This is a genomic window from Listeria farberi, assembly GCF_014229295.1.
In the GTDB taxonomy this organism is placed as follows: domain Bacteria; phylum Bacillota; class Bacilli; order Lactobacillales; family Listeriaceae; genus Listeria; species Listeria farberi.
Genome location: NZ_JAARZL010000001.1, coordinates 774,904 through 790,592, shown reverse-complemented (window position 1 = coordinate 790,592; position 15,689 = coordinate 774,904). Strand labels below are relative to the sequence as shown.

Sequence of the window (15,689 nt, the reverse complement as noted above, 5' to 3'; positions counted from 1 at the left end):
AGAATTCTAACTAATTATAGCGCGTTTCAAAAAATTGTCAAGAAAAAACAACCTATTTGCGAAAATACAAATAGGTTGCAACTTTTATAATAATGAAGTTAATTCGATATCTGGATTTTTATCATTAAACCAATTGATTGCAAATTCATTTTCGAATAAGAATAGCGGTTGATCAAAACGGTCTTTCACGAGCATGCTTCTCGCTGTGGAAAGTTTTTCGTCTGCGTCTTCTTCTTTCACCCAACGAGCGATTTTTTTACCGATTGGTTCCATACGGATTTCTGAATTATATTCTCCGCGCATTCTATGTTCGAATACTTCAAATTGCAACTGACCCACTGCTCCAATGATATATTCTTCCGTACGCCACGTTTTAAATAATTGAATCGCACCTTCTTGAACAAGTTGCTCGACGCCTTTATGAAAATGCTTTTGTTTCATAACATTTTTCGCATAAACACGCATAAATAATTCTGGTGTAAACTGCGGAAGTTTTTCAAATTCAAGCTTTTTACTGCCATTAGTAATCGTATCACCAATTTGGTAGTTACCCGTGTCGTACAAACCGATAATATCACCAGCAACAGCACGATTTACGGTTTCCCGGTCATCCGCCATAAACTGCGTTGAGTTCGCAAGCTTCATACTTTTTCCAGTTCGCGTTAACGTAACGTTCATGCCGCGTTCAAATTCGCCTGAACAGATTCGAATAAAAGCAATCCGGTCCCGGTGAGCAGGGTTCATGTTCGCTTGGATTTTGAAAATAAAACCAGAAAACTTTGGATTATCCGCTTCGATAACACCTTCATTTGATTCATGGCTTGAAGGTGATGGCGCAAAATCAACAAAAGTACGTAAGAAAGTTTCTACACCAAAGTTAGTTAAAGCACTTCCGAAGAATACTGGTGTTTGCTCCCCCGCAATAATACGTTCACGGCTAAAGTCATTACCAGCTTCATCAAGTAGCATAATTTCTTCCAAAGCTTGATCGTAATAAAGTGATTTTTGAATAGCGTGCGCTTCCTTCAAATCCCCATCCTCACCAAGGGGTAAGAAACGCTCATCTTCTTCTGAACGATACTGCTCAATCACACGGTGGTAACGGTCATAAAGTCCAGCAAGCTCTTTTCCCATCCCAATCGGCCAGTTCATTGGGTATGATTCAATACCAAGAACTTCTTCTAATTCAGCAAGTAGTTCCAGTGGCATTTTCCCTTGACGGTCCATTTTATTGATAAAGGTAAAAATCGGAATTCCGCGCATTCGACAAACTTTGAATAGTTTAAGTGTTTGAGCTTCGATACCTTTCGCAGCATCAATAACCATGACAGCACTATCAACCGCCATTAACGTCCGGTACGTGTCTTCACTAAAATCCGAGTGACCTGGTGTATCCAAAATATTAATTCTTGAACCATTATAATCAAATTGCATCACAGAACTCGTTACCGAGATCCCACGTTGTTTTTCAATTTCCATCCAGTCACTTGTCGCAAACTTGCCAGATTTCTTTCCCTTTACAGTCCCAGCTGAACGAATAACGCCACCGAATAATAGTAATTGTTCCGTAATCGTCGTTTTCCCAGCATCTGGGTGAGAAATAATCGCAAACGTCTTGCGTGAAGCAACTTCTTTTTGCAAATCTTGACTCATTGTTATTTTCCTCCTAGATTCATTCACATTCCATTAGTATAGCATAACTAGGAGAATATCGGCTGATTTTTTATTCAAAAATTATTTTGTTTGTCGTTTCATTAGAAGAACTGCTAACACTCCAAACACGACTGCACAGGCAATTAAAATAAGTAAACTAATTCCTGTTGTAACTGTTTTGTCTCCCCAATAAATGGTAATACCAATCATTTCTTTTGTTGCATCCATTGCTTTTGTATTACCTGAGAAAACTTGTTGTAATGGTTCTTTTGTCATTATTTCTCGAATAGTAGATGCTCCGTAGGTAAAAGGAAAACATTTCATTGCAGTCTGAACCGCTGCCGGTAGAGAACCAATTGGTAAATAAATCCCAGCAATAAAACCGATAACAGTTCCCACAATTGTTGAAACAGAACTAAATGCACTCGCTTTTTTCACTAAACTTGCAATAAAAAACATAATGCTACTACAACATAGAACATTAATTAAAATAATGCCGATTAAACTAATCCAACTTTCAAATGGTAAAAGCCCCCCGCCCATCAACCAAATGTACATTTCACCAACAAAAAGTGTAATAAGTGAAAGAATAAAAGAAGCAACTAAACCACTAACAATATAACTTGCGACAATACGCCATCTGGAAGCAGGAGTTATTGCAAAACTTCTGGCAATGCTCCGTTCCTCATCGTATACTTTTAATGAAAAAACTGCTAGAGAAACCGTAACCGGCGTAATAGATAAAATTCCAGCAATCACCCAAGTATTTACTAATTCTTGTATACCTATAGTTTTTCCAGAAGCTTGTTTAAACATTTCTTCCATATTATTTCCTAGAAAAATAGCGTATAATCCAACGATAATTAAAACAGTAAGCAATGACATAAACACAGCTGTTCTATCACGGAAATAGATTTTTAAATTACGACTAATCATTTGAATCCTCCTTAATCATTGAAATAAACGCATCATCAAGATTTCCTTTAATTACTTCAAAAGAACCGTAAAGCCCTGTTGCTTGATTCAAAATAGCCAAAATTTCGATATTTTCATCTATTACGTCAACACGCATCGTTTCTTTTGAGATTTTATAAGGTAGATTCGCTTTTTCAATAATTGCTTGAAGTTCTTTAACATTTGCATCATAAAAGAATATTTTATCTACCGAAAAGCGGCTTCTAATATTAGCGGGGGTCCCTTGAGCAATAATGTTCCCCTTGTGGATAACTGCCAGCTGATCCGCATCTTTCGCTTCTTCTAAATAATGCGTTGTTAAAAACACAGTCATTCCAAGCTCTTCTCGCAAATAATCAATAATTTTCCACACACTCACCCGAGTTTTAGGATCTAGTCCAGTAGTTGGTTCATCTAGTAGTAAGATTTCCGGATTATGCATAAGGGCTCTCGCAATTTCAGCTCGGCGTTTTTGTCCTCCAGAAAGTTTTTCAAAGCGGCGATTTAATATGTCTTCAATTCCCATAATAGAAGAAACAAGTTCTAAACGCTCAGCAATTTCAGCTTTTGTTTTTCCATATAAGCTTGCACGATTATATAAGTTCTCACGCACAGTCAGTAAATCATCCAAAACATTTTCTTGAAAAACAACGCCTAACTTTTGTCTAAAGATTTTTCTGTTTTTAAAGGTCAATTTTTCATCATCAATAAAAATTTCTCCAGATGTTGGCTCGCTTTCTGTGCAAATCATGCTAAGCGTAGTTGATTTCCCTGCCCCGTTCTCTCCTAAGAAAGCAAACAATGAGCCTTTTTCAACTTCTAAATTAATTCCTTTAACTGCTTCTACTTTTCCAAACGTTTTAACTACATTTGTTAATTTTATCATTTTGTCTCCCTTTCTCGCATTTCTGCTAGTTTTTGATTAATTTCATTACTAAATTTCGCATCTCTGAAGCTGAAGAAAATGTGCATTACAAGAAAAGTCACACAAATAAAGCCAAAAATAATCATAAATCCAGCTAATGTATGATACCAATTAAGCAACCAACCAAGACCTAAAATTGCTACACCTATAAACAAGAAAAAAACAATTAAACGGCTATAAAAAGCGAATTTTGTTTTTATCGAATGGGTAAAAAGTAATTGTTGAACTAAAGTAGTAATAATACTAAAACCTAACATAATAAAAATGTCGCGAATTGCTACTATTTCAGATTCTCCGGTTGCAATATATGAACAAATCATTGTGACAATGGAAGCTGTGAAAATAATACACGCTGATTGAATAAATTGAATTAATTTTGTACTCATTTACGCTTCCCTCCCAAGTTTAATTTTTGTTTTAAGACTTTGGCATATTGTCTAGAAATTATTACTTTTTCTCTATTAAAAAGTTTTGCTTCGAATTTCCCGTGGAAGCCAGGCGCAATTCTTTCAATCCATTCGATATTTAAAATCATAGATTTCGAACATCTGAAAAAGGAGCTATCTTTGAACTTTTCTTCTAACTCATATAATTTCCAAGTCGTTTCATATACGTCTTTTTCTGTATATACAAAAATCTTACTTTCTACAGCTTCAAAATATAAAATCTTTTTTTGAGCGAGCAAATAGGTGGCCCCGTCTTTTTTGACAGAGATTTTTTCCGTTTGCTCTTCCAGCCCCATCACTATATTATTTACTTCTTCTAGATTATTTGGGTGGCAATATATGTCTACTTCATCAATCGCTAAATTATTATTTTGCTTTACATGGAATTTCATCTAGTTGCCTCCCTTTTTTCTTCTTATTATAAACACTATACCAAAAACTACAAGCTGATTTATGTAACTTGCAATTTAACCTGCCTAAGATGCAAAAAAACTCGGTAGTTGATTATTTCCTACCGAGTTTTATTCTTTATTTTACTTTTGTAACGAGCGCTTCCACTTTATCCTCAAAATCTTCTGGTTTCATTTTTGATGGGAAGCGTTCAACAATGTCTCCATTTTCATCAATGAGAAATTTTGCAAAGTTCCATTCTACTTTTTTGCCTCCCGTTTGTTCGGTTAAATATTTATAAAGCGGGTTAGCATCTTTACCTTTGACTTTAATTTTAGAGAACATTTGAAAGGTCACGCCGTAATTCATTTGACAAAATTCTAAAATCTCTTCATCACTACCAGGATCTTGACGTAAAAACTGATTGCACGGGAAACCGAGAATTTCAAAATTATCGCTTCCAAGTTTCTTATACATTTTCTCAAGACCTTCAAGTTGGGGCGTTAAACCACATTTGCTTGCAGTGTTTACAATGAGTAAAACTTTGCCTTTATAATCACTTAATGCTATTTCTTTACCATTCATTGCTTTTTCAGAAAAATCATGGACATTCATATAGAATTCCTCCTATTTCAATATATTCGAAAATAAATAAGCATAAACTAATTTTTCTGTATGATAAAGGGAGTCGCGGTGTGTTCGTTCGTATGCATGGCTAGCATCAATTCCTGGTCCAATCAAACCGTGAATAATATCGTTCCCAGCATTAATCGCCGCACTCGCATCAGATGCATAAAACGGATAAATATCCACTTTATAATCAATATTGTTCTTTTTGGCAAGCTCCACTAAATGTTTGCGTAAGCCAAGGTGATATGGGCCACTTCCGTCTTTTGCGCAAATAGAAACAGTATATTCATCTGACGTTTGACCATCACCAAGCGCTCCCATGTCGACAGCTAAATATTCCACTGTTTCGGTCGGAATGTTAGAATTACCACCATAGCCAATTTCTTCATTATTAGAGATAAGAAAATGGGTTGTGTGTGGTAACTCTAATTTATTTTCATGAACATGGTTAATAAGTTGTAATAAAATCGCTACACTTGCTTTATCATCCAAATGGCGAGATTTAATATATTCATCATTAATAATTTGAACGCGTGGATCAAAAGAAACAAAATCACCAACTTCTATTCCAAGAGCACGAACTTTCTCAGCATCTAACGCTTTTTCGTCCAAGCGAACTTCCATATTTTTATCATTACGTTCAGCCGTACCAGCGTCTTTATATACGTGAACGGAGGTTTGATGCATGAGAATTGTTCCGCTATATAAATCGCCTTCACTTGTTTCAATCGTACAATATTCCCCTTCAATTGCATTAAAACGATAGCCACCAATTAAAGTTAAGAGTAATCTTCCATCAGCTTTAATTTCTTTTACCATCGCGCCTAACGTATCAACATGCGCCGTCAGCATACGATGTTTAGAGTCATCTTTTCCTTTGAGAGTTACAATTAATCCGCCTTTATTGTTTAATTTATACGGGATGTTAGAAGCTTCTAAATCTCTCACTAATTTTTCGATGATTTTCCCAGTATTCCCTGTTGGACTTGGGATAGAAGTTAACTCTTTAATTTTTTTCATTGTTTGCGTTGTATTTGGTTCGTAACTCAAAAAAATTCCTCCTTTAGTTCGCTTTATTCTATTATATTATAGCGCTTATCTTCACCTAACGCATTTCTTAAGATTAATTTTCCCCAAATCCGTTCTTTTTTATGCTATAATTCGGTAGATGAAAAGGGAGGGAATTTTTTGGAACAAACAAAAGTAAAAGCCGTTACCATCGCCGTATTTGTCGCAACATTTATGGCAGCTATTGAGGGTACCATCGTGAGTACTGCGATGCCAACGATTGTAAGTCAGTTGGACGGCATAGAGTTAATGAACTGGATTTTTTCTGTTTATTTACTAACATCAGCAGTGACCGTTCCTATTTATGGAAAACTGTCTGATTTGTATGGACGAAAAAATATCTTTGTAATTGCGACAATTATTTTTATCATTGGTTCATCACTTTGTGGATTTGCACAAAATATGGAGCAATTAATTATTTTTCGCGCGATTCAAGGTATTGGAGCAGGCGGGATTTTACCATCTACAATGACAATTATTGCAGACGTCTACCCATTTGAAAAACGAGCAAAAGTACTTGGTTTCATGGGTTCAGCCTGGGGTATTGCAGGTGTTTTCGGGCCGCTCGTGGGTGGTTTTTTAGTAGACCAACTTTCATGGCATTGGATTTTCTTTATTAATGTGCCAATCGGACTTCTAACTATCTTACTTATTCTGCTTTATTTACGTGAAGAAGTCGAACGCGTCAAATTACCAATTGATTATCTTGGTGCCTCTTTATTTACAGTAGCACTTTTAGGATTATTATTTGCATTACAGCGAGCTGGAGAATCACTCAACTGGACAGAACCGCTCGTAGTCATTCTTTTTGCCGTTTCGATACTATTATTTGTTGCTTTTTATTTTGTCGAAAAACGTGCCAAAGATCCGATTATGCCATTTGTTTTATTTAAAAATCCTGTTGTTTTAATTGGAAACTTAATTGGTTTTCTAATTAGTGCCTTTTTAATTGGTATTAATGTTTATATTCCAATGTGGGCGCAAGGAATGCTTGGTCACGGGGCCACTATTGCTGGATTTATGCTTGCACCACTTTCCGTCACGTGGATTATCGGTTCATTTATTGGCGGAAAGCTTTTAATGACGCTTGGAAATCGCCATACAGTCGGAATCGGTGTATTAATAACAGCTGCAAGTGGACTTATTTTAGCTTTATTCCCAGCTTCCACAAATGACATCTTCTTCTATTTAAATAGTGCCTTTATGGGATTTGGTTTTGGAATTATTTTTACTACTACAACCGTAACCGTTCAAGATGCAGTACCAAGGTTCCAAACTGGTATTGCTACTGCTTCTAATACACTTTTTAGAACGGTTGGCCAAACAATTGGTGTCGCTGTTTTTGGAACTATTTTCAACTCTGTATTAACAACGCAGTTCCGTGCAGCAGCTGGAACCGAAGTAAATCGTAGTAATTTAAATCAGCTAATTAGCCCGCAAACTTCAGGAAATGTTAATCCCGACCTAATCGAACCACTCAGAGATATTTTATATAGTGGCCTTCATATGGTTTTCTGGGTAATGTTTGCTTGTTGTATTGTTAGTTATTTTATCCATTTCATTTTACCAAAAAAACATATTTCTGGTGAAAATTAAAAAACAGGATTGACTCTTTTGAGCCAATCCTGTTTTTTTAAATTGTTTTCTTATATTTTAATACAGCAAATATATAAGCTACAACTGTAATTCCAACACACCAAGCAAGTGCAATCCAGATTTCATTACCAACTGACCCTGAATATAGCAATGCTCGAATTGTATCTACAATAGAAGTAACTGGTTGATTTTCTGCAAATACGCGAACCGCAGTTGGCATTGTATCAGTAGGAACAAAAGCAGAACTTATAAAAGGTAAGAAAATCAGTGGATACGAGAACGCGCTTGCTCCGTCAACCGATTTTGCAGTTAATCCCGGAATAACTGCAACCCAAGTCAATGCCAGCGTAAAAAGTAGTAGTATTCCTGCTACTGCAAGCCATTCTAAAATCCCCGCAGAAGATCTAAATCCAATTAATAAAGCAACAAGAATAATTAGAATAACTGAAATTGCATTAGAAACTAATGAAGTTAAAACATGTCCCCATAATACCGAAGAACGACTAATCGGCATAGAATGAAATCGCTGGAATAAACCTTTTTGCACATCTGTAAATAATCTTACTGCCGTATAAGCTATCCCACTTGCAATTGCCATTAAAATAATCCCTGGTAACAAGTAATCAACATAGTTATCTGTTCCGGTTTGAATCGCTCCACCTAATACATAGACGAACATCAACATAATCATAATTGGTATAATTGCGACAGTAATAATTGTATCTGGACTACGCAAAATGTGACGCATCGAGCGACCAAATAAGATGCTTGTATCTCGAATTGCTTTCATTTTACTCCCTCCTTACCATTAATAATTGCTAAGAAAATTTCTTCTAGCGATGGTTGTTTCTCAACATATTCAACTTCAGCTGGTGGAAACAATTTTTTTAGCTCCTCTAAAGTACCATTTGCAATAATTGTTCCGCCGTGAAGGATTGCAATTCTATTAGCAAGTTGTTCTGCTTCATCTAAATACTGTGTCGTCAGTAAAATAGTAGTTCCTCCATCAGAAAGTGCTTTAATTGTTTTCCATACTTCAATGCGTCCCTCAGGATCAAGACCAGTCGTTGGCTCATCAAGAAAAATCACATCTGGAGAACCCACTAAGCTCATAGCAATATCAAGACGTCTCATCATCCCTCCTGAATATGTGTCTGCTCTCCGGTCTGAAGCTTTTTCTAAGCCAAAACGAGCCAGTAAATCTTTAGCAGTTTGATTAGGATTTTCTACTCCTCGTAATTTTGCAATGAGTAAAATATTCTCACGACCAGTTAGTAAACCATCTACTGCGGCAAATTGTCCTGTAAGACTAATATGCTCCCTAACTTTCTCTGGTTCCTTTGTAACATCTAATCCAGCAACACTCGCTTTTCCATTATCTGCTTTCAAAAGTGTAGTTAAAATTTGAATAGTCGTTGTTTTTCCAGCGCCGTTAGAGCCGAGTAAAGCAAAAATCTCACCGCGCCTTACTCCAAAATCAACGCCCTTTAAGACTTCAGTTTTTTTGAAAGACTTTCTTAACCCTCTAGCTTCAATCATCCATTCGTTCATTCGAACTCACCCTTCCTTCTAATTTCCTATTTTATTTCACTACTTAGTATTGCAGGTATTCTGTATCACTTATTACCACTATATAGTAACACTTAGTTGATGTGCTGTCAACAAAAAACTTATATTCTTTTTTAAATAATAAATTAGCTAAATTTAAGCATAAAAAAACCGCCCGATAAACGGACGGTTTGTCATTATTTCACTTTATAAATCCAACCTTCTGGAGCTTCTACATCTCCAAATTGAATGCCACATAATTCATCAAATAGACGTTTCGTTACTGGTCCTACTTCCGTTTCACTGTAAAACACATGGAAGTCATCTTTTGTTTGAATACCACCAATTGGTGTGATAACTGCGGCGGTTCCACATGCACCTGCTTCCTTAAAGTCATCTAACTTATCAATAAATACATCGCCTTCTTCTGCTTTTAAACCTAAACGGTGCTCTGCCAAATAAAGTAATGAATATTTCGTGATACTTGGCAAAATAGAAGGAGAATACGGTGTAATAAATTTATCGTCTTTTGTAATACCAAAGAAATTAGCAGACCCAACTTCTTCAATTTTTGTATGTGTAGCTGGATCCAAGTATATACAATCCCCAAAATTACGATTTTTCGCATCTTGGCCTGGTAGTAAACTTGCTGCATAGTTACCGCCTACTTTTGCTGCACCTGTTCCATTTGGAGCGGCACGGTCAAAGTCAGAAACGATAAAGTTAGTTGGTGCCATTCCGCCTTTGAAATAAGGTCCAACTGGGGAACAGAAAACAGAGAATATATACTCTGGAGCGGCATGAACACCAATATTATCGCCTACTCCAATTACAAACGGTCGTAAATAAAGAGTTGCCCCAGTACCATAAGGTGGAACAAATTCTTCATTTGCACGAACAACTTGCATACAAGCATCAATAAATTTTTCTGTTGGAATATGAGGCATTAATAAACGTTCACAACTTTTTTGAATACGGGCAGCGTTACGATCTGGACGAAAAAGGTTAATGGAACCATCCTTACAACGATATGCTTTCAAACCTTCAAAACATTGTTGTCCATAATGAAGTGCCGTAGAGCCTTCACTAATATGAAGCGTATTATCCGCTGTTAAAGTACCCTCATCCCATGCTCCGTCTTTCCAATGTGAAATATAACGTTTATCCGTTTTAATATAACTAAACCCTAGATTACTCCAGTCAATATCTTTACTCATTCAAAATCCCCACTTTCTATCGATAAATCAGAATTATTGTATGTTTCAGTATAGCACAATAAACGGTAATATTGCAGTGAAGTCCTATGAAAAAGAAAATTTTTTCTAATAAATAGGCAAAATGTTCTTTCTTTTAGCGTCATTCATGCTAAAATAGAGTAACTTTTCAAAAAACAATCATCTTAGAAGGAAGGATTTCAAGAAAGGAGAGAATGAAAATGACAGCTCATAAAATGTTAGATGAGAAATTTTACAGTAAATTGTTAGGAGAGGAACTCGATTTAATTATTTGCTTACCTCCTGATTTTTCACCACTTTATAAATATCCTTTATTTATTGTACAAGATGGCAAAGATTATTTTCAGTTTGGTAAACTAGCGCGTCACTCTGAAGAATTAGCGGTAAACGAGCAGATTCAAAAAGCCATTTTCATTGGCATTCCTTACAAAACTGTTATGGATCGCCGAGAAAAGTATCATCCAGATGGTGAACAAAATGAAGTATACATCCGGTTCCTAGCATTCGAACTTGTTCCTTACCTTGAAGAACGCTTTCCTTCTTTCCAAATGCCAACGAGTAGATTTCTTATGGGTGACTCCCTTGGTGCATCTGTCTCATTAAAAGCCGCACTACTATTTCCGTTTACATTCGGTAATGTTATTTTACATTCTCCTTATGTTGACGATGCAATCCTTACATTAGCAGAAAAAGCGGATCCTGCCAAAATAAAAATCTACCATATTATTGGTGACCAAGAAACTTCGGTTGAAACTACTGGAGATGAAATACTCGATTTTCTATCACCAAATAAATCTTTAGAACAAATTTTAACCTCTCGGGGGTTTGATTATTATTTCCGCGTATTCAGTGGCGATCATCGTTGGAAGTACTGGCAGCCTTTTATTAAAGAATCCTTACAATTTATGCTTCCAGTAAATACATTTGATTTAGAAAGTATGCGCGCATAAGAAGGGACGGTAACAACTTGACAGTAAAAAAGGTAACAGATGAACTAGGTAAACAAGCAGCATTAAAAATTCGAAATGACGTTTTCGTTGTCGAACAAAATGTAGATCCTGCATTGGAATGGGATGAATTTGATGAAATGGCTTCCGTTGATATGTTTGTAGATTATGCTGAAGATGGCACAGCACTTGCGACAGGCAGATTTCGCGTAAAGGATGGTTACGGTAAAGTTGAACGCATTTGCACTCAAAAAATAGCTCGTGGCTCCGGCAGCGGCCGAAGAATCATGGAAGCTATTGAACTGGAAGCAAAAACGCGCGGTTTAACAACACTAAAATTAGGTGCCCAGTTAACAGCTATTCCATTTTATGAAAAATTAGGCTATAAAACTTGTTCTGACATATTCTTAGATGCAGGAATTAAACATAAAGAAATGCAAAAAACCTTAATTTATGAAGCTTAATAAAAGTAGTTATTTCTTTGTAATAGAAGAAATAACTATTTTTTTATTACTTCTATCTCTCCGGATGCTTTGCCACAAATAATTATATCTACATAATGAAGAAATAATCCATGCTCAATTATCCCAGGAATTTCAATTAATTTTTCGTGCCAAGCTTTTGGATCAGTAAAGGTCTGATTTACAATATCTAAAATATAATTTCCATTATTTGTTTCATATATTTCTCCTGATGACTGTTTACGCAAAATGGTTTCAATTCCATCATTTTCCAACTCCCTTTTAATTTGCTTCCATCCAAAAGGAATCACTTCAAGTGGCAAAGGAAATTTCCCTAATGTTCTCACAAGCTTCTCTTCCCCAACAACCCAAATATTCCTCCCACTTGCTTGAGCAACCATCTTTTCTCGTAAAAGTGCCCCGCCACCTCCTTTTATTCCTTGAAAATCTTGATTAATCTCATCTGCGCCATCAATGGTCACATCAATTTTTACAATCTCATTTAAAGGTTTTAACGGAATTCCTAACGTTTTAGCTTGTCGTTCCGTTTCCAAAGAAGTAGCAACTCCAGTTATATTTAAGCCTTTTTGCACCATTTCTCCTAATTTTTCAATCGTGTAGTAAACAGTACTCCCTGTTCCAAGCCCGACAATCATTCCATCTTCCACCCATTCACATGCTTTTTCTCCAGCAATTTTCTTTTGGTTAACCATTTTTTTCCTCCCAACTTAAGCAATAAAGCAACACTATATTAATATTTTCATTATACGCTACCTATTTTTAAGTTGAAAGTAAGTTTATTTTTCTAACCTTACAAAAATGTAATTAGACATTTAAAGACAAATGTATTACAGTAAGTAAGTATTGAGAGTTTAATTTTAATATTTGTAACACAATTGAAATAATAAAGAGGTGGATTTATGAATAAAGTAAAACTATTTTTGCACCATCCAGCAACTATTTTTACTATGAAAACTATTTTTTACTTAACTGTTTTGCTTGGGTTGCTATGGTTTTATGGTTTCAAAAACCCTGAAGGCGCGAAATTTATTTACAATGAATTCTAAAAAAAGAAAGGACTGTTAAAAAATGGGAATATCAATTATGACAACGAGTATCATAGAAAGAATTGATGCATGGGCAGAAAAAACACCGGATTTCCCTTGCTATGAATATGCTGGGACACGTCTTTCCTATAAAGAACTAAAACGGCAATCTGATGCATTCGGCTCTTTTCTACTAAACACTTTAAACTCTGACAAAGAAAAACCTGTTATTGTATTTGGACACATGTCTCCACTAATGATTATTACTTTTTTAGGCATTATTAAATCTGGACGTGCCTATGTTCCAGTAGATGTTTCTATGCCAGTTGAACGAATAGAACAAATCAAGAAAGCAGCTAATCCTGCACTCTTCATTTGTACAGAAGAACTTCCAAATAATCTTACAATTACAGATTGCCCTATACTAGGGCAAGAACAATTGATTGATGCTTTGGAAAATCATTTTGGGGAAGTACCGGATCCAGATGAATGTGTTAAAAATGATGATAATTACTACATTATATATACATCAGGAAGCACAGGAAATCCTAAAGGCGTTCAAATTAGCCAAAATAATTTAGTTAGTTTTAGCAATTGGATTTTACAAGATTTCTCGTTAAGACAAGGATTACGCTTCTTAAACCAAGCGCCGTTTTCCTTTGACTTGTCCGTTATGGACTTATACCCAAGCTTACTTTCAGGCGGAACTCTTGTACCACTAGATAAAACAATCACTGCTAATATGAAAGATTTATATCGCGAAATACCTGCTCAAAATTTTGATGTATGGGTTTCTACACCGTCATTTGCAGACTTATGTTTACTTGATGATAATTTCAACCAAGAAAATAACCCTAATTTAACACGTTTCCTATTCTGTGGTGAAGTTCTTGCTAAGAAAACAGCAAGCGAACTACTTGATCGTTTCCCAGATGCAGTCATTTACAACACATATGGACCGACGGAGGCTACAGTTGCTGTCACACAAGTAAAAGTAACACGTGAGTTGGTTGATGCTTATCCAAGCCTACCACTTGGAGTTATTAAGCCAGATATGCGACTTCATATTGTTAATCAAGAAACTGGCGAATTACTTCCTGAAGGTGAAAAAGGTGAAATCATCCTAATCGGTGCTAGTGTCTCAAAAGGCTATTTAAATGAACCAGAAAAAACAGACCAAGTATTCTTTGATTACAAAGGTTACCAAGCCTATCATACTGGCGACTCTGGTGTTATAAAAGATGGTTATCTCTTCTTCCAAGGTCGGCTTGACTTCCAAATTAAGCTTCATGGTTACAGAATTGAGCTTGAAGATATTGAAAACAATCTAAAAAAAGTAAGTTACATCCAAAACTGCGCTATTATTCCTAAAATGAAAGATGAAAAGGTTGATATGTTGGTCGCTCAGGTCATCCCGTCTTCCCACGATTTTGAAAAGGAATACCAGCTAAGTGCAGCAATCAAAAACGAATTGAAAGACTTTATGCCAGCATACATGATTCCAAGAAAATGGATTTATAAAACGGAATTCCCGTTAACAATGAATGGCAAAATTGATCGTAAAGCACTTAACAATGAGGTCAACAAGTGAGTACACCATACGGTACAATTCTTTATTTTGGAGTACTTCTTCTATTTTTCATTCCTATCATAGTAGCTGGTTTGTTAGGAAAAAGATTACCGATATATAATGCTTTTGTCACATTAGTGTTTTTATACTTTTTATTTTCTGCAAACCCAGTCCAAGGAGTTACTTTTATCTTCTTTGTTTTCTGGCAACTTGCACTTGTACGACTTTATTTTCATTATCGGCAGGAGAAGAAACAGAATCATGGCGGCGTTTTTGTCATAGCAGTGCTTCTTTCCATTCTCCCGCTTGTAATTTCTAAAGTAGTTCCAATTTTAGGCGACCAAGTAACAATGGTTGGTTTCCTGGGGATTTCGTACTTAACTTTCAAAGCGACACAAATGATTATTGAAATACGAGACAACTTAATAAAACAATACAATGCATGGGATTTTGTCAATTTCTTACTATTCTTCCCAACTATTTCATCTGGACCGATTGACCGATTCCGTCGCTTTAAAAAAGACGTAGATAATCCACCTAGTAAAGAAGCTTATGTTGCTTTACTAAATCGAGGAATTTTCCTTATCTTTCTTGGTTTTCTCTATAAATTTATTATTGCATACTTAGTAAATAAACATTTTGTTGTCCCACTAGACATCGCGATTACCCATAATGTTGACACAACAACAAGCTTGATTGGCTATATGTATGCATACAGTATGTACTTATTCTTTGACTTTGCGGGATATAGTGCATTTGCTGTCGGAGTGAGTTATCTGTTTGGCGTTCAAACACCGATGAACTTTAATAAGCCATTTGCAGCACGAAACATTAAAGAATTCTGGAATCGTTGGCATATGACGCTTTCCTTCTGGTTCCGTGATTATGTATTTATGCGTTTTGTCTTCTGGCTTACAAAAAAGAAATGGTTTAAAAGTAAGTTCACTATCGCTTATATTGCTTATTTTGTTAACTTCTTCATCATGGGGGTATGGCACGGACTTCACTGGTATTACATCGTTTACGGGCTTTACCAAGCTACTTTAATTGTTGGTTTTGACCTAATCGAACGCTTTAACAAAAAGTATAAGTTCTATCCGAAAAACAAAATAACTTATGTTATCGGTGTTATTATTACATTCCAATTTGTTTGTTTCGGCTTCCTGATTTTCTCAGGTATTCTAGATAAAATTAATTTTTAAAACTAACTAAAGGTGGTA

The 15,689-nt window shown here is 35.7% G+C and carries 17 protein-coding genes; 6 read left to right on the top strand and 11 right to left on the bottom strand.

Annotated elements, in window-relative coordinates:
• Positions 1-84 precede the first annotated feature (84 nt).
• The 7 genes from HCB38_RS03895 to HCB38_RS03865 form a co-directional block, all read right to left on the bottom strand.
• A complete protein-coding gene (locus HCB38_RS03895; protein WP_003727054.1) occupies positions 85-1,653 on the bottom strand; it encodes a peptide chain release factor 3 in 1,569 nt (522 codons plus the stop codon).
• An 81-nt stretch (positions 1,654-1,734) separates the two neighbouring features.
• Positions 1,735-2,589 carry an ABC transporter permease gene (locus HCB38_RS03890; protein WP_185637601.1) on the bottom strand — a complete coding sequence of 285 codons (855 nt, stop codon included), beginning with the start codon at positions 2,587-2,589 and terminating at the stop codon, positions 1,735-1,737.
• A complete protein-coding gene (locus tag HCB38_RS03885; RefSeq protein WP_185318404.1) occupies positions 2,582-3,493 on the bottom strand; it encodes an ABC transporter ATP-binding protein in 912 nt (303 codons plus the stop codon). Before HCB38_RS03885 ends, HCB38_RS03890 begins: the two co-directional genes overlap by 8 nt.
• Positions 3,490-3,918, bottom strand: coding sequence for a DUF3021 domain-containing protein (locus HCB38_RS03880; protein ID WP_185318403.1), 429 nt, complete (start codon positions 3,916-3,918; stop codon positions 3,490-3,492). Before HCB38_RS03880 ends, HCB38_RS03885 begins: the two co-directional genes overlap by 4 nt.
• Positions 3,915-4,370, bottom strand: a complete 456-nt coding sequence (locus tag HCB38_RS03875) for a LytTR family DNA-binding domain-containing protein (RefSeq protein WP_185318402.1) — start codon at positions 4,368-4,370, stop codon at positions 3,915-3,917. The genes HCB38_RS03880 and HCB38_RS03875 overlap by 4 nt, the downstream gene beginning before the upstream one ends.
• Before the next feature lie 136 nt (positions 4,371-4,506).
• Positions 4,507-4,983 carry a glutathione peroxidase gene (locus HCB38_RS03870; protein WP_185318401.1) on the bottom strand — a complete coding sequence of 159 codons (477 nt, stop codon included), beginning with the start codon at positions 4,981-4,983 and terminating at the stop codon, positions 4,507-4,509.
• A gap of 12 nt (positions 4,984-4,995) precedes the next feature.
• Positions 4,996-6,048 (bottom strand): M42 family metallopeptidase, encoded by a 1,053-nt coding sequence (locus tag HCB38_RS03865; RefSeq protein ID WP_185318400.1) that lies wholly within the window; start codon positions 6,046-6,048, stop codon positions 4,996-4,998.
• Between the two features lie 138 nt (positions 6,049-6,186).
• Between HCB38_RS03865 and HCB38_RS03860 the strand changes: the two genes are divergently transcribed.
• Positions 6,187-7,662: an LM6179_1298 family efflux MFS transporter gene (locus HCB38_RS03860; RefSeq protein WP_185318399.1), complete on the top strand. Its 1,476-nt coding sequence runs from the start codon at positions 6,187-6,189 to the stop codon at positions 7,660-7,662.
• A gap of 37 nt (positions 7,663-7,699) precedes the next feature.
• Here the strand turns inward: HCB38_RS03860 and HCB38_RS03855 are convergent, their stop codons facing one another.
• The 3 genes from HCB38_RS03855 to HCB38_RS03845 all read right to left on the bottom strand — a co-directional run bounded on the left by HCB38_RS03855 (position 7,700) and on the right by HCB38_RS03845 (position 10,427).
• Positions 7,700-8,452, bottom strand: a complete 753-nt coding sequence (locus HCB38_RS03855) for an ABC transporter permease (RefSeq protein ID WP_185318398.1) — start codon at positions 8,450-8,452, stop codon at positions 7,700-7,702.
• Positions 8,449-9,213, bottom strand: coding sequence for an ABC transporter ATP-binding protein (locus HCB38_RS03850; RefSeq protein WP_185619069.1), 765 nt, complete (start codon positions 9,211-9,213; stop codon positions 8,449-8,451). Before HCB38_RS03850 ends, HCB38_RS03855 begins: the two co-directional genes overlap by 4 nt.
• Before the next feature lie 194 nt (positions 9,214-9,407).
• A complete protein-coding gene (locus HCB38_RS03845) occupies positions 9,408-10,427 on the bottom strand; it encodes a branched-chain amino acid aminotransferase (protein ID WP_185318396.1) in 1,020 nt (339 codons plus the stop codon).
• 218 nt (positions 10,428-10,645) lie between these two features.
• Between HCB38_RS03845 and HCB38_RS03840 the strand changes: the two genes are divergently transcribed.
• Together HCB38_RS03840 and HCB38_RS03835 are read left to right on the top strand one after the other, a co-directional pair.
• Complete coding sequence (locus HCB38_RS03840) at positions 10,646-11,395, top strand: alpha/beta hydrolase (RefSeq protein ID WP_185637599.1); 750 nt, start codon at positions 10,646-10,648, stop codon at positions 11,393-11,395.
• 17 nt (positions 11,396-11,412) lie between these two features.
• On the top strand, positions 11,413-11,856 hold the full coding sequence (locus tag HCB38_RS03835; protein ID WP_185318394.1) for a GNAT family N-acetyltransferase: 444 nt from the start codon (positions 11,413-11,415) through the stop codon (positions 11,854-11,856).
• A 35-nt stretch (positions 11,857-11,891) separates the two neighbouring features.
• On the opposite strand, the gene rpiA is transcribed toward HCB38_RS03835, so the two are convergent.
• Positions 11,892-12,566 (bottom strand): ribose-5-phosphate isomerase RpiA, encoded by a 675-nt coding sequence (gene rpiA, locus HCB38_RS03830; protein ID WP_185318393.1) that lies wholly within the window; start codon positions 12,564-12,566, stop codon positions 11,892-11,894.
• 207 nt (positions 12,567-12,773) lie between these two features.
• On the opposite strand from rpiA, the gene HCB38_RS03825 reads away from it, so the two are divergent.
• From HCB38_RS03825 to dltB, 3 genes are read left to right on the top strand one after another with little or no spacing between them, the layout of a single operon-like run.
• A complete protein-coding gene (locus HCB38_RS03825) occupies positions 12,774-12,920 on the top strand; it encodes a teichoic acid D-Ala incorporation-associated protein DltX (RefSeq protein WP_003761469.1) in 147 nt (48 codons plus the stop codon).
• A 37-nt stretch (positions 12,921-12,957) separates the two neighbouring features.
• Positions 12,958-14,490: a D-alanine--poly(phosphoribitol) ligase subunit DltA gene (gene dltA / locus HCB38_RS03820; RefSeq protein WP_185619159.1), complete on the top strand. Its 1,533-nt coding sequence runs from the start codon at positions 12,958-12,960 to the stop codon at positions 14,488-14,490.
• A complete protein-coding gene (gene dltB / locus HCB38_RS03815; RefSeq protein WP_185637597.1) occupies positions 14,487-15,671 on the top strand; it encodes a D-alanyl-lipoteichoic acid biosynthesis protein DltB in 1,185 nt (394 codons plus the stop codon). The genes dltA and dltB overlap by 4 nt, the downstream gene beginning before the upstream one ends.
• Positions 15,672-15,689: the final 18 nt, after the last annotated feature.